Origin of the sequence: Tenggerimyces flavus, assembly GCF_016907715.1 — a bacterium.
GTDB classification, from domain to species: Bacteria; Actinomycetota; Actinomycetes; order Propionibacteriales; family Actinopolymorphaceae; genus Tenggerimyces; species Tenggerimyces flavus.
Window position 1 is genome coordinate 4,698,033 of record NZ_JAFBCM010000001.1, and the last position, 24,065, is coordinate 4,722,097.

29 protein-coding genes are annotated in these 24,065 nt (G+C 70.0%); 20 read left to right on the forward strand and 9 right to left on the reverse strand.

Annotated elements, in window-relative coordinates; genetic code table 11:
- The first annotated feature begins 48 nt into the window (after positions 1-48).
- The 3 genes from JOD67_RS21870 (at position 49) to JOD67_RS21880 (ending at position 2,584) form a co-directional block, all read left to right on the forward strand.
- Entirely contained in the window at positions 49-1,398 is a 1,350-nt protein-coding gene (locus tag JOD67_RS21870) for an MFS transporter (protein WP_205119565.1), read from the forward strand.
- Positions 1,399-1,466: 68 nt separating this feature from the next.
- On the forward strand, positions 1,467-1,847 hold the full coding sequence (locus tag JOD67_RS21875; protein ID WP_205119566.1) for a hypothetical protein: 381 nt from the start codon (positions 1,467-1,469) through the stop codon (positions 1,845-1,847).
- 29 nt (positions 1,848-1,876) lie between these two features.
- The gene (locus JOD67_RS21880) at positions 1,877-2,584 is read left to right on the forward strand and encodes a DNA alkylation repair protein (protein ID WP_205119567.1); all 708 of its coding nucleotides are present in this window, start codon (positions 1,877-1,879) and stop codon (positions 2,582-2,584) included.
- Here JOD67_RS21880 and JOD67_RS21885 read toward each other — a convergent pair.
- Together JOD67_RS21885 and JOD67_RS21890 are read right to left on the reverse strand one after the other, a co-directional pair.
- The gene (locus tag JOD67_RS21885; protein ID WP_205119568.1) at positions 2,565-3,791 is read right to left on the reverse strand and encodes an HRDC domain-containing protein; all 1,227 of its coding nucleotides are present in this window, start codon (positions 3,789-3,791) and stop codon (positions 2,565-2,567) included. The two genes, JOD67_RS21880 and JOD67_RS21885, sit on opposite strands and share 20 nt — an antisense overlap.
- A 79-nt stretch (positions 3,792-3,870) precedes the next feature.
- The gene (locus JOD67_RS21890) at positions 3,871-4,455 is read right to left on the reverse strand and encodes a DUF3000 domain-containing protein (protein ID WP_205119569.1); all 585 of its coding nucleotides are present in this window, start codon (positions 4,453-4,455) and stop codon (positions 3,871-3,873) included.
- A 237-nt stretch (positions 4,456-4,692) separates the two neighbouring features.
- Here JOD67_RS21890 and hemE point away from each other — a divergent pair, with 237 nt between their 5' ends.
- Complete coding sequence (gene hemE, locus JOD67_RS21895; RefSeq protein WP_205119570.1) at positions 4,693-5,715, forward strand: uroporphyrinogen decarboxylase; 1,023 nt, start codon at positions 4,693-4,695, stop codon at positions 5,713-5,715.
- 183 nt (positions 5,716-5,898) lie between these two features.
- Here hemE and JOD67_RS21900 read toward each other — a convergent pair whose 3' ends face one another.
- The gene (locus JOD67_RS21900) at positions 5,899-6,855 is read right to left on the reverse strand and encodes a DUF4349 domain-containing protein (protein ID WP_205119571.1); all 957 of its coding nucleotides are present in this window, start codon (positions 6,853-6,855) and stop codon (positions 5,899-5,901) included.
- Between the two features lie 105 nt (positions 6,856-6,960).
- On the opposite strand from JOD67_RS21900, the gene hemG reads away from it, so the two are divergent.
- Genes hemG through JOD67_RS21915 form a run of 3 tightly spaced genes read left to right on the forward strand, consistent with a single transcriptional unit; the run spans position 6,961 to position 9,415 of the window.
- On the forward strand, positions 6,961-8,331 hold the full coding sequence (gene hemG / locus JOD67_RS21905; RefSeq protein ID WP_205119572.1) for a protoporphyrinogen oxidase: 1,371 nt from the start codon (positions 6,961-6,963) through the stop codon (positions 8,329-8,331).
- Complete coding sequence (gene hemQ / locus JOD67_RS21910; protein ID WP_205119573.1) at positions 8,328-9,029, forward strand: hydrogen peroxide-dependent heme synthase; 702 nt, start codon at positions 8,328-8,330, stop codon at positions 9,027-9,029. The genes hemG and hemQ overlap by 4 nt, the downstream gene beginning before the upstream one ends.
- Entirely contained in the window at positions 9,026-9,415 is a 390-nt protein-coding gene (locus JOD67_RS21915; protein ID WP_205119574.1) for a hypothetical protein, read from the forward strand. Before hemQ ends, JOD67_RS21915 begins: the two co-directional genes overlap by 4 nt.
- Here the strand turns inward: JOD67_RS21915 and JOD67_RS21920 are convergent.
- From JOD67_RS21920 to JOD67_RS21945, 6 genes are read right to left on the reverse strand one after another with little or no spacing between them, the layout of a single operon-like run.
- Positions 9,360-10,586 carry an FAD-dependent oxidoreductase gene (locus tag JOD67_RS21920; RefSeq protein ID WP_205119575.1) on the reverse strand — a complete coding sequence of 409 codons (1,227 nt, stop codon included), beginning with the start codon at positions 10,584-10,586 and terminating at the stop codon, positions 9,360-9,362. The two genes, JOD67_RS21915 and JOD67_RS21920, sit on opposite strands and share 56 nt — an antisense overlap.
- Before the next feature lie 51 nt (positions 10,587-10,637).
- Entirely contained in the window at positions 10,638-11,111 is a 474-nt protein-coding gene (locus JOD67_RS21925) for a hypothetical protein (RefSeq protein WP_205119576.1), read from the reverse strand.
- Between the two features lie 2 nt (positions 11,112-11,113).
- Positions 11,114-11,392 (reverse strand): GNAT family N-acetyltransferase, encoded by a 279-nt coding sequence (locus JOD67_RS21930; protein WP_205119577.1) that lies wholly within the window; start codon positions 11,390-11,392, stop codon positions 11,114-11,116.
- Positions 11,389-11,589 carry a hypothetical protein gene (locus JOD67_RS21935; RefSeq protein WP_205119578.1) on the reverse strand — a complete coding sequence of 67 codons (201 nt, stop codon included), beginning with the start codon at positions 11,587-11,589 and terminating at the stop codon, positions 11,389-11,391. Before JOD67_RS21935 ends, JOD67_RS21930 begins: the two co-directional genes overlap by 4 nt.
- A complete protein-coding gene (gene msrB, locus JOD67_RS21940) occupies positions 11,589-12,011 on the reverse strand; it encodes a peptide-methionine (R)-S-oxide reductase MsrB (RefSeq protein WP_205119579.1) in 423 nt (140 codons plus the stop codon). Before msrB ends, JOD67_RS21935 begins: the two co-directional genes overlap by 1 nt.
- A gap of 46 nt (positions 12,012-12,057) precedes the next feature.
- On the reverse strand, positions 12,058-14,553 hold the full coding sequence (locus tag JOD67_RS21945; RefSeq protein ID WP_239553964.1) for a DUF8508 domain-containing protein: 2,496 nt from the start codon (positions 14,551-14,553) through the stop codon (positions 12,058-12,060).
- A 219-nt stretch (positions 14,554-14,772) separates the two neighbouring features.
- Between JOD67_RS21945 and JOD67_RS21950 the strand changes: the two genes are divergently transcribed.
- From JOD67_RS21950 to JOD67_RS22010, 13 genes are all read left to right on the forward strand, one after another.
- Complete coding sequence (locus JOD67_RS21950) at positions 14,773-15,180, forward strand: hypothetical protein (RefSeq protein WP_205119581.1); 408 nt, start codon at positions 14,773-14,775, stop codon at positions 15,178-15,180.
- Positions 15,181-15,198: 18 nt separating this feature from the next.
- On the forward strand, positions 15,199-16,899 hold the full coding sequence (locus JOD67_RS21955) for a hypothetical protein (protein ID WP_205119582.1): 1,701 nt from the start codon (positions 15,199-15,201) through the stop codon (positions 16,897-16,899).
- A gap of 86 nt (positions 16,900-16,985) precedes the next feature.
- Positions 16,986-18,053 (forward strand): non-homologous end-joining DNA ligase, encoded by a 1,068-nt coding sequence (ligD, locus tag JOD67_RS21960; RefSeq protein ID WP_205119583.1) that lies wholly within the window; start codon positions 16,986-16,988, stop codon positions 18,051-18,053.
- Between the two features lie 49 nt (positions 18,054-18,102).
- Entirely contained in the window at positions 18,103-19,002 is a 900-nt protein-coding gene (locus JOD67_RS21965; protein ID WP_205119584.1) for a tyrosine-type recombinase/integrase, read from the forward strand.
- A complete protein-coding gene (locus JOD67_RS21970) occupies positions 18,999-19,340 on the forward strand; it encodes a hypothetical protein (RefSeq protein ID WP_205119585.1) in 342 nt (113 codons plus the stop codon). Before JOD67_RS21965 ends, JOD67_RS21970 begins: the two co-directional genes overlap by 4 nt.
- A gap of 95 nt (positions 19,341-19,435) precedes the next feature.
- Positions 19,436-19,771, forward strand: a complete 336-nt coding sequence (locus JOD67_RS21975) for a hypothetical protein (RefSeq protein ID WP_205119586.1) — start codon at positions 19,436-19,438, stop codon at positions 19,769-19,771.
- On the forward strand, positions 19,771-20,082 hold the full coding sequence (locus JOD67_RS21980; RefSeq protein ID WP_205119587.1) for a hypothetical protein: 312 nt from the start codon (positions 19,771-19,773) through the stop codon (positions 20,080-20,082). The genes JOD67_RS21975 and JOD67_RS21980 overlap by 1 nt, the downstream gene beginning before the upstream one ends.
- Complete coding sequence (locus JOD67_RS21985) at positions 20,075-21,472, forward strand: AAA family ATPase (RefSeq protein WP_205119588.1); 1,398 nt, start codon at positions 20,075-20,077, stop codon at positions 21,470-21,472. Before JOD67_RS21980 ends, JOD67_RS21985 begins: the two co-directional genes overlap by 8 nt.
- A complete protein-coding gene (locus JOD67_RS21990; RefSeq protein ID WP_205119589.1) occupies positions 21,469-21,636 on the forward strand; it encodes a hypothetical protein in 168 nt (55 codons plus the stop codon). The genes JOD67_RS21985 and JOD67_RS21990 overlap by 4 nt, the downstream gene beginning before the upstream one ends.
- Positions 21,633-21,914, forward strand: coding sequence for a hypothetical protein (locus tag JOD67_RS21995; protein WP_205119590.1), 282 nt, complete (start codon positions 21,633-21,635; stop codon positions 21,912-21,914). The genes JOD67_RS21990 and JOD67_RS21995 overlap by 4 nt, the downstream gene beginning before the upstream one ends.
- Before the next feature lie 202 nt (positions 21,915-22,116).
- Positions 22,117-22,311, forward strand: coding sequence for a hypothetical protein (locus JOD67_RS22000; RefSeq protein ID WP_205119591.1), 195 nt, complete (start codon positions 22,117-22,119; stop codon positions 22,309-22,311).
- Positions 22,312-22,454: 143 nt separating this feature from the next.
- Entirely contained in the window at positions 22,455-23,855 is a 1,401-nt protein-coding gene (locus JOD67_RS22005) for a phage major capsid protein (protein ID WP_205119592.1), read from the forward strand.
- A complete protein-coding gene (locus JOD67_RS22010) occupies positions 23,855-24,022 on the forward strand; it encodes a hypothetical protein (protein WP_205119593.1) in 168 nt (55 codons plus the stop codon). Before JOD67_RS22005 ends, JOD67_RS22010 begins: the two co-directional genes overlap by 1 nt.
- The last annotated feature ends 43 nt before the right edge of the window (positions 24,023-24,065 follow it).

The window sequence follows — 24,065 nt, forward strand, 5'->3', positions numbered from 1 at the left end:
CGGAAACTCGGTTGAGCCGGGGAGCCTGGTGCGGCAGCGTTCCCCGGCGTGAGCCCTGGCCGTGACCTCGTCGCCGTGTACCTGCGGTGGATCTTCGCGCGCGCCGTGCTGCATCGCGGCTGGTGGCTGGTCACGTCGGTCTACCTGGTCGTGGAATCGGGGCTGTCGCCGGCCGAGCTGGTGTTCATCGGCGTAGCGCAGGGCGTCATCTCGTTGCTGTTCGAGGTGCCGGCCGGGGTCATCGCCGACACGGTCAGCCGCCGTACGTCGTTGATCGTCTCGCACGTGCTCATGGGCACGGCCATGCTCGCGACCGGGCTCGTCACGGACTTCTGGTTGATCGTCGCGACGCAGATGCTGTGGGGCCTGTCCTGGACCTTCGCCAGCGGCGCCGACGTGGCGTGGCTCACCGACGAGCTGGACGGTGCTTATGGCGACCACTCGCACCGCTCGGCCGCGGGCGGCCTCACGGGCATCGGGTCGCGATGCTCGGATGTGGCGGGTGGCCCTGCGGCAACCGACGGGCCTTCGGCCGGAGGGGGTCGTCCTCGGCCCCCGGAAGCCGCCACCCCCGAGCGTGGTGGTTGGCCATCGGTGTCGACGGTGCTGGTACGCGCCGGGCGCGCGGAGCTGATCGGGTCGGCGGTCGGGCTCGTCGTGATCGGCGGCCTCGGTTCGCTGCTGCCGCGCGGCATCGCGATGGTGATCGCCGGGGGAGCGATGCTCGCGCTCGGCCTCTACGTCGTCCTGCGGTTCGGCGAACGGAACTTCACACCCGCGACCGAACGCCGCTGGGCCGCCTCGTGGCAGATCCTCCGCGACGGCATCAAGCTCGTCCGGGCGAGCCGCGCGATCCTGGTGATGTTCGCCGCCACGTTCCTCGTGAACGGTGCCGACAACACTGCCCGGCTGTTCCAGAAGCGGCTGGTGGATCTGGGCTTCCCGTCCTCGCCGGTGCTGTGGTTCACCTTGCTCGGCGTGCTGACGCTGCTCGTCGGCTCGCTGGTGCTGCGGCTCGTCGAGGGGCGGGTGGACACGGCCGGTGGCGCGGTGCGGTGCTACGCGCTCGCCTGCGCCGCCGGAGTCGTGGGCTTCGCCGCGTTCGCGTTCGTCCCGGAGGAGCTCAGCGGCAGCGCGGCGTTCATCCTCGTGGCCGGGATCGCGATGCCGATGACCCGCGTGATCGGCGTGATCTGGGTCAACCGGGAGACGACCGGCAACGTCCGCGCGACCGTGCACTCGTTCCTCGCCCAGGCCGAGTACTTGGGCGAGATCGTCGTCGGCTTCGGCATCGCGGCGGTCGCCCGGTTCGCCGGTCTGCCGGCCGCGTTGGTCGTCTCGGCAGCGGTGATCGTGGTCACCATCGGGGTGATCTCACGGGCGCGAACACAACCCTGACAACCCTCTCAGCTTTCTCTCAGGTTCTCCTCAGGCCGACCTCAGCGCTGTCCGTCAGGCTTCCGACCATGACGTCCCCGGCAGTCCTGGCCCCGCTTCCCGCACTCGAGGAGCAGGACGAGATCACGCTCGTCTACCCGCTGCACGGCGCCTTCGCGGTGCCGGACAAGAAGCGCGGCTACAAGGTCGTCGACGTCCAACAAGGCGTCGTCACGGCTCTGCGGGACGACTCGATCACGGTCACCAGCGCGGACGGCTTCACCCAGACGTACCCGCTGCCGGAGCTCACCCGCACGACGATCGAGGCGACGCACGGCGTCACGCTCACCCACGGCTGCCGGATCACGCTGGTGTCCGGCGTCGACGAGGGACTGCGCGTGGTCTCGGTCGACGAGCCACGCGCGGACGGGACGCTCAGGTCCGACTTCGTCCCGCTGCCCCGGGCATAGGGGCGATTCTCAAGCCCTAGGCTCTGCGCGTGGCACAGACGCGCTCCGGGCCGGATCGCCCGTTGGTCCAGGCCGTTCGCTCCGAGCTGGAGGCGGCGGGGGATCCGGTCAAGGCCGGCCCGATGCAGGCGTACATGAAGTCCGATCTGCCGTACCGCGGCGTCCAGTCGCCGGGCGTGAAGCGGATCTGCCGGGACCTGTTCGCCGCGCATCCGCTGGCCACGCGGGAGACCTGGGACGCAACGGTCCGCGCGCTGTGGGACCAGGCGAAGTTCCGGGAGGAGCGGTACGTCGCGATCGCGCTGACCGGCTACAAGCTGTACCGCGAGTGGCAGGACCTCGGGTCGCTCGAGCTGTACGACCACCTCGTCACGACCGGCGCCTGGTGGGACTACGTCGACGAGATCGCGGCCCGGCGCGTCGGACCGATCCTGCGCGGCCATCCGGAGTCGGTGACGCCCGTCCTGCTGCTCTGGTCCCGCGACAACGACATCTGGCGGCGGCGGACGGCGATCATCTCTCAGCTCGGGTCCGGCGAGGCTGTTGACACCAAGCTGCTCGCCGCCTGCATCGAGCCGAGCCTCGGACGGCCGGAGTTCTTCCTGCGCAAGGCGATCGGCTGGGCGCTACGCCAGCACGCCCGGGTCGACCCGGACTGGGTGCGCGCGTACGTCAACCGCCACGGTCCGGAGCTGTCGCCGCTGTCCCGCAAAGAGGCTATGAAGCATCTGCGCTGAGCGCGTCGGCCAACGCCGTCGCGGTCAGCGAGACCTGCCACTCCCGCGCGCCGTTGCCGCGGAGCACCTCGGCGACGGTCTCGGAGGTGAGCTCCTCGGGCGGGGCCCAGGCGAGCCGGCGCATGGTGTCGGGCGCGAGCAGGTTCTCCACCGGCAGCTGGTGCGTGCCGGCGATCTCCTGCAGCACCTTCCGCCCGGCCGCCAGTCGGCCGGCGGCGTGCGGGTCGCGCTCGGGCCACGATCGCGCGGGCGGCGGGCCGTCGTACGGGGCGGCGTGGTCGGGCAGTCCGGCGTCCACGAGCGTGGACGCCTTCTCGACCGCGGTCCACCACAGCCCCAGGTCGCGGCGGGCGGTGCGGGTCTCGTACGGCGGCAGGGCAGCGAGCTCGGGCCGGCTCTTCGGCGCCGCCACCGCAGCGGCCACGATCGCGTGGTCGGGCAACACCCGGCCGGGAGAGACGTCCCGGCGCCGGGCGACCCGGTCGCGGGCCAGCCACAGCTCGCGTACGTACCCCAGCTGGCGCCGGTTGCGGACCCGGTGGATGCCGGACGTACGCCGCCACGGGTCGACTCGCGGCCGCGGTGCCGGCGCGGTGACCAGTGCCGAGAACTCCTCCAGAGCCCAGTCCAGCTTGCCCGCGTCGACCAGCTGCTGAGCCAGGACGTCGCGCAGCTCCACCAGCACCTCGACGTCGAGTGCCGCGTACGTCAGCCACGGCTCGGGCAGCGGCCGCGTCGACCAGTCGACCGAGGCGTGCCCCTTCTCCAGCCGGTAGCCGAGCAGCTCCTCGACCAGCGTCGCGAGCCCGACCTTCGGGTAGTCCAACAGCCGGCCGGCGAGCTCGGTGTCGAACAGCGTGCGCGGGCGCATGCCGATCTCGACGAGGCAGGGCAGGTCCTGCGAGGCGGCGTGCAGCACCCACTCGGTGTCGGCCAGCGCCGCGTCGACCGAGGACAGGTCGGGGCAGGCGATCGGGTCGATCAGCGACGACCCCGCGCCTTCGCGCCGCAGCTGGACGAGGTACGCGCGGTGGGAGTAGCGGTAGCCGGAGGCCCGTTCGGCGTCGACGGCGACCGATCCGGTGCCCGAAGCGAGCGCCGCGGCGGTCTCCGCGAGGGCCCCGTCGGACTGCACGACGGGCGGTAGGCCGTCGCGTGGAGCCAACAACGGCACCGGTTCGTCTGCTGCCGGTGCGGTCTCGGTCACCGCTCTACCGTAGTTGGGTGCCTGCGATTGCTGCTGACAACGCCTGGTAACAGCCTCGGGAGCGTGCGTACGGGACAGCTCAACGACTCCTCACCCGCCGGTGCGGAATCGCGACGACTCCGGGCGGCATCGGGGGAAGTCCGGCGGCCGTACACAGCAGCGTGCCCCACGCCTGGGCGTGGGCTCCGATCTCGTCGTCGACCGGCGTCCAAGAGGCGCGCAGCTCGATCTCGGCCCGCGCGGGCTCGTCGGACATGCCGCCGAAGCTCTCCGACGCCACCCTGGTCACGGTGCCGCTGGGCGCGTGGTAGCTCGCCCCTTCGGCGTCCAGGGCCTCGGTGAGCCAGCCCCACGCGACCGTGCCGAGCAGCGGGTCGGTGACCATCTCGGCGTCGATCTCGGCGCGGACGTACGCCACGCACCGGAACGTGCCCTGCCACGCCTCGTGGCCGTCGGGATCGTGCAGGAGAACGAGCCGCCCGGTGGCGAGCTCGGCCTCGTCGATCACGACGTCCGCGGTGATCGCGGCCGAATAGGGAGCCACTCGCTGCGGCGCCGGTACTTCTTCGCAAACGACCTCGGGCCTATAGCGGGCGGCGAACAATGCCGAAACCGCCTGGCTGAATGCCTTAGGCGGAACGTCTGCATCTCGTCGCGCGTCCACGCCGTGAGCCTACGTCTGACCACCCCCAACTGACCCAGTGCGACGCGCCGAATTCGCGCGGTACCGCCGCCGAAAGTCTGTGGAGATCGGCCTGGTTGGATGGGGTGGCCTGGCAGAGCGTAGCGGAACGGGTTCGCGTCATTGCTTTGGGTGACAATTCCTGCGAATGAGAGCGAAAGGGTGAAATCCGTGGAGATTGTGGGGGGAATCGCCGCTCGATCGTCTGCGCGAAAGCGGGTGACTGCGAACTCCGCTTTCGTCCGAGCCACTCGGGGCGACGATGTTCCGCACGTACCGGTCTGGTTCATGCGACAGGCCGGACGCTCACTGCCCGAATATCGATCGCTTCGCGAGGGTCTGTCGATGCTCGACACCTGCCAGCGGCCCGAGCTGATCGTGGAGATCACGATGCAGCCGGTGCGGCGGTACGGCGTCGACGCGGCGATCCTCTACTCCGACATCATGGTCCCGCTGATGGCCGTCGGCGTGGACCTGGACATCGTGCCGAACGTGGGGCCGGTGATCGCTTCACCGGTCAAGACTCTCGCGGACCTGGCGCCATTGCGGCCGCTGGAGGCGTCCGACGTCCCGTACGTGACGTCCGCCGTCCGCGACCTCGTGACCGTGCTGGGGAAGACGCCGCTGGTCGGCTTCGCCGGCGCGCCGTTCACGCTCGCCTCGTACCTCGTCGAGGGCGGGCCGAGCAAGGACCACGCCGCGACGAAGGCGCTCATGCACGGCTCGCCGGACCTCTGGCACGCGCTGCTCTCGCGGCTGGCGGTGATCTCGGCGGCGTTCCTGCGGGTGCAGATCGAGGCCGGCGTCTCGGCCGTACAGCTCTTCGACTCGTGGTCGGGCACGCTGGCGCCCTCGGACTACCAGGAGTTCGTGGCGCCGCACACGAGGGCGGTCTTCACCGCGCTGGCGGACCTGGACGTGCCGCGGATCCACTTCGGCGTGGGAACGGGGGAGTTGCTCGGGCTGATGGCCGGGACCGGGCCGGACGTGATGGGCGTGGACTGGCGCGTGCCCCTGCACGAGGCGTCCCGGCGGGTCGGTGGGCGCCCGGTCCAGGGCAACCTCGACCCGGCCATCCTGCTGGCGCCCTGGCCCGTGGTGGAGGAGCAGGCCCGCCGCGTCCTCGCATCAGGCCGCCGCGGCTCCGGCCACATCTTCAACCTCGGCCACGGGGTGCTTCCGCAGACCGATCCGGACCAGCTGGCCCGGCTGACGGAGTACGTGCACAACTGGAAGCCCTGAGCTCTATGACGCCCGCCCGTGGTCGCCTCACACGGCCAGTGACCCCACTACGTGGCGTCTACCCGGCGTAAAGGGGCCAATGATCATGTAAACATGATCATTGGCGCTGGGTGACGAGCTGCCCGCCGGCCGAGCACAACCAACCTGTCGACCCAGCGGGCAACCCGATCTGCCGCAGACGTTTCAGAGCGCGCTCTGGGAGGCGAATCGGCGGCGCCTGGCGCGCAGGTAGAACCAGGCCGGGATCGCTCCCAGCAGAGCGAGGGCGACGACGAACGGGATGAGTGCGCCGACCACTGTCAAGACCACCTGGACAGTGCCGACGAACGCGTTCCAACCGTCCGAAAGCCCTTGCAGGAAACCAAGATTGTCGTCGGGGTCGACCGGCTCCTCGTCCTTCGGCGGGGGCGCCGACAGCACCACGCTCAACGTCGACAGCGAGGACTGCGACGCGAGCGCGGACTGGCGGGCCTGCAGGGACTCCAGCTCGGCCTCGCGTGACGTCAGCTCGGTCTCGACCTGGACGACCTCGCCGACCGTCTTGGCCTGGCCGATCAGCGTGCGCAGCCGTTCGATGCTCTTCTTCTGGCTGGCGATGCGGCTCTCGACGTCGACAACCTCGTCGGTGACGTCCTGCGCGTTGTGCTTGTCGTCCAGCACCTTCGCGCCGAGCTTGCGGACGCCGACACGGACGCGGTTGAAGTCGTCGACCGGGACGCGCAGCACGAGCTGGATCGAGGTCACCTTGCCGTCCCCGTCGGTCGCGCTCTGCTCCGACGAGACGTACCCCTCGGCGCCGACCAGCACGGCGATCTTGTCGTTCGCCGCCTGGACGTTCGCGACCTCGATGTGGATCGTGCCGGTACGGATGATCGCCCGCTCGCGGATCTGGAGCCGCGGCCGGTTCTGCTGCTGCTTGGCCTCCGGCTGCGGCGCGGCGTTGTCCTGCGGTGCACCCGGCACGGCCTGCGGCGCCTTCTGGGCGGCTCCGCCCGATTGGTCCGACTGGCCCGAGAGGGATCGGGCCTCGGATCCGCCGGAGCCGTTCGCGCTCGTGGCGGCGCCGCTGCAGCCCGCCGCCAGCGCGAGAGCGGCAACCCCGCTGGCAACAGCGATCAGGAACGGTCGAGTCCTACGCATGACATTGGCCTCCCCGGAAGTGTTCGACGCACCTCAGACGCGGGAGGCCGCCAAGAGGTTGTGCCCGGAGGTCACGAGTTGGTAGCGACGTGCCAAGGTGGAGGCATGCCGCACGTGATCGTCATCGGCGCTGGGATCTCCGGCGCCGCCACGGCCTGGTTCCTGCGTCGTGCGGGTGCTGACGTCACCGTGCTGGACGGCGCCGAACGCGTCGGCGGCAAGCTGCACACGGTCGAGCTCGAGGGCATCCCGGTCGACACCGGCGCGGAGGCCATGCTCAACCGGCGCCCCGAAGCCGTCGCCCTCGCCCGCGACGTGGGCCTCGGCGAGCTGCTGACGCATCCCGCCACGACGACCGCGAACCTCTGGATCGGGAACGCGCTGCGCCCCATCCCCGCCGGCACGATCATGGGCATCCCGGGCGATCTCGCCGCGCTGAAGGAGAGCGATGTCCTGACGCCCGAAGGCCTCGCCCGCGTGGAGGCCGAGCAGCTCGGCGAGCTGACGGACGACGTCGCCGTCGGCCCGTTCGTCGCCGAACGGTTGGGCCGCGAGCTCGTCGACCGCGTGGTCGAGCCGTTGCTCGGCGGCGTGTACGCCGGGCACGCCGACCGGCTCTCGCTGCAGGCGACGGTGCCGCAGCTCTTCGCGCTCGCTCGCCGCGACCCGTCGCTGCTGCATGCGGTCGCTCAGGCGAAGGCGGCCACGCCGGCGAGCGACCAGCCGGTGTTCGCGGGGCTCGACGGGGGAGTGGGCCAGCTCGTTCCGGCGGTGCTTTCCGGCATCGACGTGCGGTTGCGCACGTTCGTCCGCGAGCTGCACCGCACCGAGACCGGCTGGCGGCTCGTCGTCGGCTCGCGCCACGATCAGTCCGAGCTCGAGGCCGATGCTGTCGTCCTCGCCTGCCCCGCGACGCCGGCGAGCCGGCTCCTGGCAGACGTCGCGCCGTACGCGTCCGCCGAGCTTGCGCGGATCGAGTACGCGAGCATGGCGACGATCGCCCTGCTCTATCGCCGCGAGGATTTCCCCGCTGGGGTTGAGGGTTCGGGGTTCCTGGTGCCGCCGCGCGAAGGCCGGACGATCAAGGCGGCGACGTTCTCCTCGGCGAAATGGGGCTGGCTGGCGGACCGTTCCGCCGACACCGTGGTCGTCCGCACCTCGGTGGGCAGGCTCGGTGAGGAGGCGGACCTCCAACGGACGAACGAGGATCTCGCCGCTGGAGCAGCTGCCGACGTCCGCGAGGCGATCGGGCCCGGCACGCCGATCGCGTGGCACGTCGCCCGGTGGGGCGGCGGGCTGCCGCAGTACGGCGTCGGCCACAAGGCGGCGGTCGAACGGATCCGCGCCGACATCGCCCGCCAGGCGGGGCTCGCTGTCGCCGGCGCGGCGTACGACGGCGTCGGCATCCCCGCGTGCGTCGCCACCGCGAAGGCCGCGGCCGACCAGGTGCTGGCGCAGGAGAGAATGGCGACATGACCGACAGCGCTCGACCGAAGGCCCGCGAGCTCAACGACGTGATCCGCTACACGATGTGGTCGGTGTTCCGGCTGCGCGATCCCCTCGGCGACGGTGACCGGTCCGCGCTGGCCGCCGAGGTCGACGAGCTGTTCGCCCAACTCGGGCAGAAGGACGTCGTGATCCGCGGCACGTACGACGTGTCCGGCCTCCGCGCGGACGCCGACGTGATGATCTGGTGGCATGCGCCGAGCTCGGACGACCTGCAGGACGCGTACAACCGGTTCCGGCGCACGGCGTTCGGTCGCCGACTCGACCCGGTCTGGTCGCAGCTCGCGCTGCACCGCCCGGCCGAGTTCAACAAGGGCCACATCCCGGCGTTCCTCGCGGGGGAGGAGGCGCGGCGGTACGTCAGCGTGTACCCGTTCGTGCGCTCGCTCGAGTGGTACCTGCTGCCGGACGAGGAACGGCGGGCAATGCTCGCCGAGCACGGCATGATGGCGCGTTCGTACCCCGACGTCCGGGCGAACACCGTCGCGTCGTTCTCGCTCGGCGACTACGAGTGGATGCTGGCGTTCGAGGCGGATGAGCTGCACCGGATCACCGACCTGATGAGGCACCTGCGCAGCGCGAAGGCGCGGGCGCACACGCGGCTGGAAGTGCCGTTCTACACCGGCCGGCGGACGTCGGTCGTCGAGCTGGTCGGGACGCTGCCGTGAGCTGGCTGAAGCGGTTGCTCGGCGGCGACGACTCTTCGCTGCCGGGGCCGGTGACGCTGGACGTCGAGGCGCGGCGGACTCAGCTGCAGGAACTGGAGTCCGCGCTGGACAAGCTGGTCGCGGCGATGGCGGAGAACACCGAGCGAATGTCCAACCCTGGTTGGCGAGGGCGCGTGTCGGAGTACCGCATGCTGTCCGGCGAGACTCGGCTGCTGCGGGCGCGTGCCTTTACCCGCGAGGAGATTCTCGATCTGGCGTTCGAGGTCCGGCCGGCGTTCAGCGGCGATCAGCCGGAGGACGTACGCGCTGTCGAGCCGTTGCAGGCCGAGCTCATGCGAGCGGCTGAGGCGTTGCAGGAAGTGCTGCCGGGGGAGCGCTCTTCCTGAGTCGCGCGTCGATCGCTTCCTCTGCTGGCTCTTGCGCTGGGGTGAGTGTGGGCAGGTCGGCGAGCAACGCGCGTACGGTCTCGGCGGCGTCGGCCTTGTTGGTGCCGATGACGCCGGACGGTCCGCGCTTGATCCAGCCGGCGGCGTAGACGCCCGGGATGACTTCCCCGTTCTCGTCGACGACGCGGCCTTCCCGGTTGGGCAACGTGCCGGTCTGCTCGTCGAACGGGAGGTCGGCGAGTGGGCGTCCCTTGTAGCCGACGGCGGCAAGGATCGCCTGTACCGCAAGGGTTTCCTGGCCGTCGAGGACGACCTCGGTGATGCCGTGCTCGTCACCTCGGATCTCGACGGGGCGGCGCCAGAAGTGCAGGTGCAGGCGTCTCGGCGCGTCGGTTGCTGGGCGGGTGGCCCAGTCGCGGAAGACGGCGAGGTTCGTTCGTACGCGCCGCGGTGCGTCCGGAGGGTCGTCGGCGGGAATGTCGGCTGGGTCGACTCGGACGTCGACGCCTTCGAGGTGTCCCAACTCCCTGAGCTCCAGCGTGGTGAACTTCGCCTCGACCGGGCCGCGGCGGGCGATCAGGTGGACGTCCTCGACCTTGGCCTGGTGGAGGGCGTCGAGGACCTCGTCGGACACGTCGCCCTTGGCGAGCCGTTCTCGGCTGGCGAGCAGGACGCGGGCGACGTCGATCGCGACGTTCCCCGCGCCGATGACGGCGACCGCGTTGGCCTCGAGGAGGTGGTCGACGTCGACTGTGCAGTGGGGGTGGTCGTTGTACCACTCGACGAACGCGGTGGCGGACAGGCTGCCGGGGAGGTCCTCGCCGGGGATGCCGAGCCTTCGCCCGTCGGCCGCGCCGACCGCGTAGATCACCGCGTCGTAGTGCCTCCGCAGCGTCGCGAGGTCGATCTCCGTGCCGTACGCGACGTTGCCGAGGAACCGTACCTGCGGCGCGTCGAGCATCCGCCCGAGCACGGCGGCGATCGTGCGCGTCTTGGGATGGTCGGGCGCGACGCCGTACCGGACCAGCCCGTACGGCGTGGCGAGGTGCTCGAGGACGTCGACCGAGACGGGCACCCCGGACCGCTCCAGAGAGTCGGCCGCGTAGATCCCCGCCGGCCCCGCACCGACGATCGCGATCCGGGCCGGCCGTTCGTCAACGGGATCGGTCACGCTTTCACAGTGCCACAAGCGTCGTGGCTCGGTGGGCTGGTTTGATCAAGCTCAATGCCGACGGGACGTGATCTCCCTCTGCTTCCGGTGGGGACCGCCCACCCCCGGCCGCACCCCGCCTCGAACCACCACGGCCTCGCCGTAGTGTGCCCGGATCTCCTCCATCGCCGACTCGGTCGTCTCCTGGATGCGGACCTTCACAAAGCCCTTCACATCTGGTCCCCACGACGTGAGGTGGACTCCTCGCGACTTCCACTGCTCGTGGTCGCGGTGGATCCGATGCGTCAGGGCCATCAGCTCGGATCGGCAGCGCAGGCTGTCCGCGAAGCGGAGCCGCACGTCCGGGAAGCGTCGCCTGAGCGCCGCGTCCAACGGCAGACCGGGCGTCGACATGCGGTGCACGATCACACCGGGCGAGTCGATGGAGATCCCGGTGTAGAGCTCGGGATAGAACGTGGTCGCGAAGTCGTCCACCACGTTGTTGAACTCGCCTGGTCGGACCTCGAACTCGAGGTTGGACAACATGGTCAGGCCTTGAGGTCGTCGTACTCCGGGTGCTTCTCCATCCACGACTTGACGAACGGGCAGAGCGGGACGATCTTCACGCCTCGTTCGCGGAGCTGCTCGAGCGTCCGGCGTACCAGCACCGAACCCAGCCCGCGCCCACCGAACGCGGGGTCGATCTCGGTGTGGATCAGCGCCAACGCCTCGCCGCGCTGCTCGTAGTACAGCGAGCCCGCCAGCTGGTCGCCGTCGTGGACCTCGAACCGTTCCTCGCTCGGGTTGTCCTTCACGACGGCGGTCATCGCGTCTGCTTCCGAGGCTTGGCGTGGTCGCGGCCCAGCTCCTCGTCGGGCAGCAGCAGGTCCGAGTCGGGCAGCTTCGGGTCGGGGATCTCCGACTCGGGCAGGTCGAGGTCGGGCTCCTCGGGAACCTTGGGCTCGGTGGCCTCGCGTTCTTCCTCGTTCTCGTTCTCGGGCTCGGGTACCTGCGGGATCGTCATCAGCCCTCCGTGGGTTCGAGCGTGAGGGAGATCGAGTTGATGCAGTAGCGCTGGTCGGTCGGCGTCCCGTACCCCTCGCCCTCGAAGACGTGCCCGAGGTGGGAGTCGCAGCGGGCGCAGCGGACCTCCGTACGGACCGACCCGAACGAGCGGTCCTGGATGTACCGGACGCGGTCCTCGGCCAGCGGGGTGTAGAACGACGGCCAACCGCAGTGGCTGTCGAACTTCGTGTCACTGCGGAACAGCTCAGCCCCGCAGGCCCGGCAGTGGTAGACGCCGGTGGTCTTGGTGTCGGTGTACTCACCGGTGTACGGTCGCTCGGTGCCGGCCTCGCGCAGCACGTGGTACTCGGCGGGCGTCAGCTGAGCCCGCCACTCCGCGTCGCTCTTCTCGATCTTCGCGGCACTGTCCTGGTCCGTCATACCTCCACGCTACGCGCGTCGACCGCGCAGGCAAGCTACGAACCCCTTACGGCCGTACGTGCAGCGCCAGCCGGACGACCTGGGGGTCGTGGTCGCTGACCTGGTCGTGGAACTCGGCGTTCACGTGCACGATCTGGTACGCGCGAATCCCCGTGCCCGGCGAGGGCGCCGGCGGCCACGGCCCGGGCTTGCGGACGCCCATCAGCGAACGGCTGACCAGGATGTGGTCGAGGATCTGCGAGTTGCCCTCGAACACGTACGAGTACCGCTCCGCTGCCGGCAGCTCCTGCGGAAGGTCGACCAGCGCGTCGCCCGCCTCCAGCAGCGCGGTGGTCTCGGAGAACTCGAAGTCGTTGACGTCCCCGAGCACCACCACCCGCGCCGAGGAGTCGACCGCGAGCAGCGACTGGACGAACGCGTTCACGGCCCGCGCCTGCTGGTGCCGCTGCGCCTCCGACCCGCGCTGCTGCGGCTGCCAGCGACCCATCAGCGAGTCGTCGCCGCCCTTGGAGTTGAAGTGGTTCGCGACGACGAACAGGGTCTGGCCGCGGAACGTGAACTCGCCCGCCAGCGGCTTCCGCGACGAGTTCCACGCCGCGTTCGTCGGGTCGATGCGCCCGGGCGACTGCGTCAAGGCGACCTTGCCTCGGATCTTCGTCACACCCACCGCCGACGTTGCTGACCCGCCGGGCCGGTCGACGAAACGCACGCCCCGGTCCGTACGGAACAGGAACGCGACCCGGATGTTGCCGGTCGGCTCGCCGCCGTCGGTGAGGTTCCGCGGCGAGATCTCCCGCCATGCGTACGTCGGCCCGCCCGCGGCGGAGATCGACGCGACCAGCTTGGCGAGCGTCTGGTCCGCCGCGACGATGCCGTCCGGGGTGCAGGAGGGCGACGGCCCGTTCGGGCACTCGGCGCCGGTGTTGTCCTGCACCTCTTCCAGGCCGAGGATGTCGGGCGCGCCGAGGTTGTCGACGATCGTCTCGGCGAGACGGGAGAACTTCTCCGCCGGGTCCTTCGGGTCGAGGTTCTCCACGTTGAACGTCGCCACCGTGACCTCGTCCGTGCGAGGCGTGGCGCTGAAGACGTCCTTCTTCAGCCCGCCCGAGCGCACCGTCGGCACGGCGGTCGGGAAGATGCGGAACATGCCGAAGTCGTACGACAGCGGCCCGCTCACCGCGCCGGGCAACGTGTCGCCGACGTCGGCCACCGGCATCTGCTGGTAGATGATCTCGTCGTCGACCGTGAGGCGCTGGGAGTTCGGGCGCCCGTACGCGTAGAGGACACCGTTCGACGGCGTACTCGCCGGAACGACGGTCCCGCCGGGCAGGACGACCAGCTCGCCGAAGTCGTTGCGCGCGGCGACCACGCGGGCGTCGCGGACCTCGATCAGCATCCCCTCGAGCGCCTCGTAGAAGTCGACCGCGTCACGCTCCGGGAGGAACTCGGCCCCGGGCAGCTCGATGTCGGATCGCGTCGTCGGGCCGCTGTCCGTGCTCTGCCCCGGTGCCTCGCGTCCGCCCGGGCCGATGAGGACCGGCGCGGGGACGTCGTTGGTCTCGGCGAGCACGGTGAACTTGGAGTTGACGAGCTCGGTGAGGTTGAGGTTCGGCCCGGTCGCCGAGCGCGGGCGGAACTCGTCGACCTTGCCGACGACCTCGACGGTCTGTCCGACGTTCGGCTTGGCGCCGGACGCCTCGGTGTAGACGAAGATCCCGTCGGAGGTGAGCTCGTTCCCGTCGCCCGTCGGGTCCTGCAGCCAGTAGCCGTCGAACTTGCGCGCGGAGACGACGCCCTTCGTCTTCACCAGCTTGGTGTCGTCGGGGGAGAGGTGGCCTAGGCCCTGGATCTGCGGGATCGAGTGCTCGAGCGGGTCGCCCGGTCCGGGGTCGGTGCCGCTGGCGTTGGTCGGCGTGGGCGCACCGGTGCTGAAGTCGGTGGCGTTGACGTCGGTGTCGGGGCCCGGGCTTCGGGTGGACGACGTCGCGTTGGCGGTCGCGGGAGCCGGCTGGCCCTCGGCGTCGTTGGCGCTGCCGTACCCGAGGAAGTCGACGACCGCTGGGTCGTTCGCGCAGGCGTTGCCGCAGGCGAGGACCGAGGTGGACCGGACGAGCGCGAGCTTGCCGTTCGTGCCGGACAGGTTGACGGCCGTACTGGCCTGGTCCGGAGGCGGCAACGCCGCTCCGTTGCCGGAGCCGGCGGCGAGCTGGACGAGGAACGTCTTGCCGGGCGCGACCATGCCGGTGAGGTCGACCTTGAGGCTGCCCGCGCCGGGTGAGCTGCCGCCGCCGAGGAAGCCGCCGGCCGCGCCGTACTGCAGCGACAGCCCGGCCAGGCTGACCGGCTGGGTGCCGCGGTTGACGAGCTCGACGAAGTCGTGGGTGAACGCCGCGCCGCTGTTGCCTCCTCCGCCGTAGACCTCGCCGAGCATCAGATCCGCCGACGCCGCGGTGGCCGGCACCGAACCCAACGCCACGCCGGAGACACCCAGCGCGACCGTGGTGGCGACGGCCGCGAGGGGCCGGAGACGGGGGAACGGCATGGGCATACTCCTCGAACCGGACAGCACTGGACCCCGCAGTTCCTACCAGCGCAGCGCTTCCTGAGGAAGGCCCGCGGATGAACGCGAAGTTATCCACAGCGGGAGCCGACCGTCCCTGCACGACGTCTGACCACTCGCGTAACGTTCTCGCCGGTGGTTTCGACCGCCGCGGTGCGGACGCAGAACGGCTGCTAACTAGGAGGACGGGGAGTCACGGCGATGACCACTCAGGTTGATCCCGGCAACATCGAGTCATTCGGTAAGCGCATGCTGGAGCTGGCGGACTACTGGTCGGATCCGCAGGGTGCGCCGATGAAGATTCTCGAAGCGGACCGAAGCTCGGTCTACTTCCCCGAGCCCGGGGAGCATGTCGAGGGCGACGCATGGCGTCAGGCGTACGACGGCAAGCGCAGCCAGCTCGGCCAGACGTTCGGCACGCTCTTCCAACTGCTCGAGACGTTCGGCAAGGGCAGTAAGAAGATCGCCGAGAAGTACAGCGATGCCGAAGCGTTGAGCAACGCGAAGATCGGCCAGATCGACACCATCCTCGCGCAGGAGGGCGTCGGCGGCACGGGAGGGCAGACGCCTCCTGGCGGAACGCCCCCGACGACACCTCCGACGGCTTAGGTAGGGGGAGCGCGCGACATGGCTCAGAGCCTGAATGCGATGGACCACAAGAACCTCGTGGCCCACCTGAAGAAATGGAACAAGGTTCCGGACACCGAGAACCCGGAGTACTACTACAGCAAGTACGACTTCCAGTTCACCAAGGAGGAGTGGACGCGGGTCGGTGACGCTGCCAACGAGGTCGCCGACCAGATGACCCAGGCCCTCCAGCGGCTCATGGACAGCGACAACGGGTGGAAGGGCGAGGCCGCGACCTCGTTCCGGCAGAAGGCCGACCAGATCATCTACTTCGCCCGGCAGATCGCCCACATGTCCGACGGAAAGAAGTACATCAAACCCACTCCGCCGCCTCCGCCTGACGACGGCAACCCGTTCCCCACGGGCGGCACCGTCAACTCCTCGGCCAAGAGCTTCACCGAGAACCTTCGTACGGTCCTCGACGAGCTCGAGGCCATGGAGAACGACCCGCACGGCAAGCTGCCCCCGATGCCTTGGTACAAGGAGGACGGGCAGTGGAAGGGGTGGTGGACGAAGGCCTACTCCAAGGGCGGCATCGGCGTCGACATGTTCGAGATCCGCTGTGGGGACGAGGTCTTCAAGGGCGGCATCACGAACGACGAGATTCAGGGGAAGTTCGGCGAGTGGCATGTGCGCACCCGCGAGGCGGGCGGCGGTCCGCTCGGATCGAACTACACGGTGCCCGCGGACTGGAAGGAAGACATCAAGGTCTTCTACGGCTACCGGATGAACTCCGGTCAGGAGGAGATCTGCAAGGCCACGGCGCAGAAGTACGCCACCGCATTGCAGGACGCCGGCGCTGCGCTGCCTGACGCGCCGCAAGCGCCCCAGCTCTCCCTGAAGCCTACCGGCGACCTGCCCGGCGGACCGGGTGGTCCCGGCGGTCCGGGTAGTGGTCCGGGCGGTCCTGGTAGCCCGACGGTCCCGGACAACCCGTTCCCCTCGGACCCGCCGCCTCCGCCGCCGGACCCGGACCTGCCCGACGAAGACGACCTGCCCGACCCGGACGACCCGGACGACACGGACCTGCCCGACCCGGACGACCCGGACGACCCGGAGCTACCCGACCCGGACGACCCGGACGACCCCCAGCTACCCGACCCGGACGACCCGGACGACCCCCAGCTACCCGACCCGAACGACCCGGGTGACGACGGATCGGATCAGGACAGTGACGGGGACGGGATTCCGGACTGGAAGGACACCGACGACGACGGCGACGGGGTTCCGGACTGGAAGGACACCGACGACGACGGCGACGGCGTCCCTGACTGGAAGGACACCGGCTCTGGCGGCGGTGGCTACGGCGGGGGCGGTGGCGGTGGGGTGGACACCGGTACCGAGACGGCACGGGCGGGTTCCGGCAGCCTCCCACTGCCCGGTGAGGTGCCCAACGCCGCGATGTCCGGCGGGCCGACAGGCCCGTCCGGTCTCGTCGGAACCGGCGCGTCCGGAGCGGGCGTCGGCGTGGGAGCCGGCGGTGTTCCGGGTGCCGGTGCCGGCCTCGGCGCGGGTGCTGGTGCTGGGCGCGGCCTGACTGGTACGGGCGGGATGATGCCGCCGATGATGGGTGGTGGCGGCGGTGGTGGAGCCGGCCAGGAGCAGGAGCAGGAACGCAACACTTGGCTGGAAGAGGACGAGAACGTCTGGACGGGCGACGACGATGACGCCCCGCCGCCGGTGATCGGTGGGTCGGTCTAGCCGACCGAAGCGAAGACGTCACGAAGGCGGGGCAGGACCTCCACACGAGGCGCCTGCCCCGCCTTTCGTGCGCTAGCGTGCGAGGTATGGCGACGCCGTACGAGGAGATCGAGGTCCAAGGCCGGACCGTACGCATCTCCAACCCGGACAAGGTCTACTTCCCTGAGCGTGGATTCACCAAGCGGGACGTGGTGAACTACTTCGTCTCCGTCGGCGACGGCATCCTCGGCGCCCTCAAGCACCGGCCCACCACGCTCGAGCGCTGGCCCGGCGGCGTCTTCGAAGGAGCCAAGCTCTCCACCCGCGGCGACAACCGGGGCGACGCGTTCTACCAGAAGCGCGTCCCCAAGGGCGCCCCCGACTGGGTCGAGACCGTCCAGATCGCGTTCCCCAGCGGCCGCACCGCCGACGAGGTCTGCCCGACCGAGACCGCGGTCGTCGCCTGGGCCGCCAACCTCGGCACGCTCACGTTCCACTGCTGGCCGGTCAGTCGCACCGACGTCGACCGTCCCGACCAGCTGCGCATCGACCTCGATCCGCAGCCCGGCACCGACTTCAAGGACGCGGTCAAGGTCGCTCCGCACCTGCGCGCGCTTCTGCAGGAGCTCGGCATGGACGGCTTCCCCAAGACCTCCGGCGGCCGCGGCCTGCACGTGTACGTACCGATCGAGCCGCGCTGGACGTTCGTCGAAGCACGCCGCGCCCTCATCGCGCTCGGCCGCGAGCTGGAACGCCGCCTCCCCGACCAGGTCACGATGAGCTGGTGGAAGGAAGAACGCGGCGAACGCATCTTCATCGACTTCAACCAGATGTGCCGCGACCGTACGATCGCCTCCGCGTACTCCATCCGCGCCAACCCCCGCGCCACGACGAGCGCGCCGCTGCGCTGGGACGAGCTCGAGGACGTCGTGCCGCACGACTTCGACGTCGTCACGCTGCCCAAGCGGTTCGCCGAGATCGGCGACCCGCACGCCGACGTCGTCCGCGAGGGCTACAGCCTCGAGCCGCTGATCGAGATGGTCGAGCGCGACGAACGCGACCACGGCCTCGGCGAGATGCCGTACCCGCCCGACTACCCGAAGATGCCCGGCGAGCCGCCGCGGGTGCAGCCGAGCAAGAAGAACCCTCTGAACTGGGAAGATTCGCCTAGCTGAGCTGCCTGGTTCACTAGCCTACCGCTGACTCACCGGATAACCTAGCGGAATGCCGGAACTGCTCGACGACCTGCACACCATGTGGCAGCGCGACCTGCGCGCGGCCGACAAGAGCCCGCGCACGATCACGATCTACGGACAGTCGGTGCGGTTCTTCGTCGCCTGGCTCGCCTCCCACGAGCGGCCGGCGACGCTCGACGAGATGACCAAGGCGGCGGTCGCGACCTGGCTCGGCGACCTCGCCGACGCCGGTCAGGCGCCGAACACTCTCCGGACCCGGTTCCGCGGACTGCGCCGGTTCTGCAACTGGCTGGTCGCGGAGGAGTTCCTCACCCGGTCGCCGATGGCCGGGCTGGAGCAGCCGACCGCGGCCGCGGCGCCGGTCCCGATCCTCAGCGACGACGAGATCGCCAAGCTGCTGAAGGCGACCGGCGGTAGGACGTTCGAGGACCGCCGTGACCACGCGATCCTGCGCGTGTTGTTCGACGGCGGGGTCCGCATCTCCGAGTGCGCGCGGCTGCAGCTCGAGGACGTGGACCTCGACGACTTCCAGGTGATCCGGGTGCAGGGGAAGGGGCGCAAGATCCGCGTCGTGCCGATCGGCGCCAAGACGGTGAACGCGCTCAGCAAGTACCTGCACGACCGCCGGCCCCACAAGCATGCCGATTCCCCGGCGCTGTGGCTGTCCCAGCGCGGCGCCATGTCCGTTGACGGCGTCGACGAACGGATCCGGGTCCGGGCCGCCCAGGCCGGCGTGGAGAACCTGCACGCGCACCGGTTCCGGCACACAGCCGCGCACACCTGGCTCAGCTCCGGTGGCGGCGAGCAGGACCTGAAGCGGCTGATGGGCTGGAGCTCCGACGCGATGCTCGCGGTCTATGGCGCCAGCGCAGCCGAGGAACGCGCGCGCGAGGCGGCCCGCCGGATGCGCCTCGGGGACCGGCTGTGAACGGGTTCGGCAGGCGGCTGCACACCTTCGCCGACGGGGCCAAGGACGCCGTCGGCAGGACGCTCGCCGGGATGTCCCGGCAGGCGTCCGGGCTCGGCGACGCTCTCAAGGGTGCTGCCAGGCTGGCGGACACGCTTAAGGACCAGCCGCCGACCACGTACCGGTGCGCTAAGTGCGGCAAGGTCGTGGCGAGGTTCCACCCGGACGGGCACGGCAAGCGGAAGCTGAACTACTCGGTGCGCGACGGCGAGCCGTTCACCTGCCCCGAGCACGGACGGCTCGATGACACCCAAGACACGGGCAAGGGCGGCAACGTTCGCCTGCCTCCGGTAGGCTAGATCCCGTCAGCCTGCCGGGCCGTCGCAAGAGGGCTTACTCGGCGTCAAGGTCGCAGAGGGCGCTGCGAATCACCTGCATATGCGGGAGATTCACAGTGCCCCGGAACAGCCGGCCCCTCACCCCAGAACAGCGCAGCCTGCGCGCCCGCATCGGCGGGCACTCCGTCCAGGCCAAGTACGGCCCCGACGTCATCGCCAAGCGCGCACGCGCCAACTCCCCGTCCTCGCTGGAATGGCACGAGCGCCAAGTCGACCCCGACGGCGTTCTTACGCGCGAGGACCGCCGCCGCCGCGGCGAGCAGAGCCTCAAGGCCTACTTCACCAAGCTGTCGCTGAAGTCCGTGCGCGCTCGCCGGCTCCGCGAAGAGGCCGCGCAGATCGAGGCCGAGATCCGCTCAAGCGCCAGCCCCGACGACGGGGAGGCGGCGTAGTGATCCAACGAGAAGGCCCCGCGTCGCCGAACGCGGGGCCCAAGGGGACGACCGGCAGGAAGTCCGACACCAGCGTACGCCGGTCCGCCGACGATCGACGTCGCGAGCTTCGTAACCGGCTGGTCGCTGTCGCTGATCGGCTCGAGGAGACCGATCCCGGAGTCGCCGAGCTCGCGACGCTGCTGGCCGACGACCTGGACGACCGACCGGATCGTAGTTCGTGCTGGACATGCGGGTCGCTCGACTACGCCGCGCGCGAACGGCTCGCTGACTGCTCAACGGTCTGCCCGGTGGCGGCCCGCCATGGGTGACGTCAACGGGCGCAACAGTGTTGCGTGGGGATCGACCGAGCTGGTCGCGGACAACTGGACTCCACCCACGCCACCGCACGAGATCGCCGACGACTCCGACGCTTCCCGCGCCTGGTACGCCGAGCAGAAGGCCCTGCACCTGAATGACGAGCAGCCCGACCTGCTCGTCGGCATGCGGAACGGTGCCTGGCTTGACCAGCAGACGTTCCCGCCACTGCGCTACGCGGTGCCCGGCGTCGTCCCCGAGGGGTTCAGCTTGCTCGTCGGCCCACCGAAGGCAGGCAAGTCGTGGCTCGTGCTCGCGTTCGGGCTCGCGATCGCGTCCGGCGGCCGCGCGCTCGGCTCGATCGACGTCGGCCCACCGCGGCCAGTGCTCTACCTCGCGCTCGAGGACGGCGACCGCCGGCTACAGGAACGCTGCCGGCAGCTGCTCGAGCGTGACCCGATCCCGGAGCGGCTGCACTACATGACCCGGATCATGCCCGGCAAGGTCCTGCAGACCCTCGAGGCGTGGCTCGCGCACCATGGGCACGACTCACCGCTGCTCGTGCTCGACACCCTCGGCCGCACCATGCCGCCCGCGCTGCAAGGCGAAACGACCTACTCGCGCGACTACCGGATCGGCGCCGCGCTCAAGCGGCTTGTCGACGACCACCCCGGCGCTTCGCTGCTCGTCAATCATCACGATCGCAAGGCTTCCTCCGACGACTTCGTCGATGCAGTCTCAGGAACTAACGGTCTCGCCGGCAGCGCGGACACGATCATCGTGCTCGCACGGCCACGCAATCAGCGGGACGGGCAGTTGAAGATCACCGGGCGCGACGTCCCCGAAGGCGAGTACGCGGTCTCGTTCAACGATGCCGCGTGGCAGCTCGACGGTCGCGATCTGGCCGAGGCTGCGCAGCGTGCCCGCGAGCAGAAGGTGACCGCCGGACTGGGCGACCGGTCCGCCGACGTCGCGGCGTACGTCATGTCCAACCCGAAGGGCGTCCGGGCCGCCGAGGTCGCGCTCGCGCTCGGGATCGACCAGGCCACCGCCCGCGTGTATCTCGCCCGCCTCTACGACGCCGACCGCATCGAGAGGGCTGGCCGCGGTCTCTATGGACCCCCTATACCCCCTGTTACAAGCGTTACGAGTGTTACGTCGGAAGACGTCGAGCCGCTAGAACGCAACACAAATAACACTCGTAACACCCCCTCTAGGGGTGCTGACGAGATCCCCGAAGACCCCGCGCTCGACGAAGCCCGAAGGCGCCACGAAGATGCCGAAGATGCCAGCCCTCAGGAGCTGGCGCCTACGGCATCTTCGGGTGGTGAGTTGGCGCCTTCTATCGAGCAGCTCGCGCTCGGCGACACCGCAACGCACCCTCCCGAAGGGGATCCCGCATGACCGCCGAACAGCTGCGTCAGGCGTACGCCGCGCTCGACAGCCACGACGCCAAGCTAACCGCGATCGCCCTCGAGTTTGGTGTGCCCGTCGTCGCTCGACAGCGGGAACGCGCAGCCCGCATCCGCGTCGAGCTCGACGCGATTTCGAAGGGGGGCACGTCGTGAGCAACAAGCGCAGAGCACGGCAGGCCGTCGCGTACACGCCCACGGTCTTCACCGAGCGGGGTGCCGCTGACTGGGTTGGCCCACTCGTCACAGAAGCGGGTCGATTCAACGCCGCCCAGCTGGCCGAGGCGCGCCGCACCCTGGCCGAGGTGGACGTCTCGCTGAACGCCAGCGAGGAGTTCCGACACCACGACTGGTGGCAGACAGCACGAGCGCAGGCCGACCGCCTCACCGCCGCACTGGACGCTCGCGAATGCGAGCTCGGACTGAAGCCGTGAGAGCGCTCGTACGCCACGCAGAGCCGTCCACCTATCGATCCCTCACGAAGCGGAATCACCGTTTCGTAGCGTGTGCCTCCGTGGCGGGACTGGTGCCGGGAGGGGGCACCGCCGAGCCGGGCACCGCCGAACCTCGGGCGACCCCGTCCTTACCTGTCTCGCTGTAGCGACGCTTCCCACGTTTCCCGAGAAGGAGAATCCGATGTCCGATGAGATCGACCGCGCGCGGCACGACGAGTTCGAGCTGTGCAACCTCGAGCTGTCGCTGGCGACGCGGGAGGCGTTCGAGGATGGCGCCCGGTTGTCGCCGGCCGCACGCCGGTTCATGGCCGGCGAGATGGACGCCGACGAGGCGCGCCAGCTCGGCTTCGTGCCCGTTGTCAGCGACGACGGTTAGACTGGGGAGCGGTCCGGCTGATGGTTCACCCGGATGCTCCACCCGGCCCTTGGTCGCTGCCTGTGTGCACCGATCCTCACCGACTGCCATCGGTGCCGGCCGAGTTTCCCCCCACTGACGTTGAAGAAAAGGGTGAACCACCAATGCCTGTCGGAACAATGGATCAAATCCTGGCCGCGAAGGCCGAGCAGGAAGACGAGCTGAAGACGCTGAGGGCGCAGCTCGCCGAGGCCGGCACGAAGGGCCACGCCGAGCGTGCCGACAACCTGAAGCGGGCGATCGCCCGCCGCGAGTTGGCGATCGGCATGCTGGACGAGGAGGCGAAGGTCCGCGCGATGATCGATGGCGGCCGGACCGGCGGAGAGTCCGGTGCCGAGCCGGGCGCGAAGGACGGTCTCGCACCGGCCGTGACCGGCGTGCTCGAGCAGGCGAAACGTCGGCTGGACGCGGAGTTCAAGGGCGCGAAGCTGCCTGACCACGCCGCGGCCAAGGCGGCGTCACTGCTCGGGCAGGGCACGACCGCCGAGCAGACCCTGGCGGCGCGCTGGGTGACGGCGGCCGGTGACCCGGAGTACGCCAAGGCGTTCGGCAAGCTGCTCGTCGACCCGGCCCGCGGCCACCTGACCTGGACGCCGCGCGAGGCCGACGCGTACCGGACCGCCAAGGCGGTGCAGGCCGAGATGAAGGCCGGCTCCCTGACCGGGAACTCCGAGCTGCTGCCGCTGAACCTGGACCCGACGATCCGACTCACGTCGGCCGGATCCATCAACCCGCTGCGACGGATCGCGGGCGTCTTCACCACGATCAGCAACACGTGGCAGGGCGTCACGAGCGCCGGTGTGACCGCGGAGTGGAAGGGGGAGGGCGCCCAGATGACCGACGCCGCGCCCGGCACTGACCCGGCGCCGATCCCCGTCCACCTAGGCGACGCGTGGGTGCCCTTCTCGTATGAGGTCGGGCAGGACGCCGCGCCCGCTGGGTTCTCCAACGCCATCGCGGACCTGCTGATGGACGCGGCCGACCAACTGCAGAACACCGCGTACACGACCGGCACCGGCACCGGCCAGCCGACCGGCATCATCACGTCGCTCGTCGCCGGCGCGGCGTCGGTCGTGGTCGGCACCGAGGCGTTCCCCAACGCCGACGTCTACGCCACCCAGAACGCGCTCCCTCCGCGGTTCCAGGCCAACGCACAGTGGTGCGCGAACCTCGCGATCATCAACCTGATGAGCCAGAAGGAGACCACCGCCGGGGCACGACTGTTCCCGGAGATCTCCGACGGCCGGCTGCTGAACCGACCGCTGAACGAGCTCAGCAACATGGACGGCGTGATCAACGCGGCGGCCGAGAACTACACGCTGCTGTACGGCGACTTCCAACGCGGGTTCGCGATCGTCGACCGCGCCGGCACGTCGGTCGAGCTGGTGCAGAATGTCGTGGGCGTCGATGGCCGCCCGACCGGTCAGCGCGGCGTCGTGATGTGGTTCCGCACCGGGTCCAACGTCGTGGTCCAGAACGCCTTCCGGCTCCTCAACGCAACGTGATGGAGACCCGTCAGGTACGCGCGCTGGTACCGATCGACGTCGCCGACGCGCTGTACGCCAAGGCCAACGCCGAGGGCTGCACGCTCGCAGAGCTGGCGGGCGCGGTCCTGGCGGCGCACGTCGCCACGAAGATGCGGAAGCCGAGCCGCAACAAGGCCGCTCGGTGAGACCGCTGTCCGGCTGCCTGCGGTGTCATGCCCGTTCTCCTCA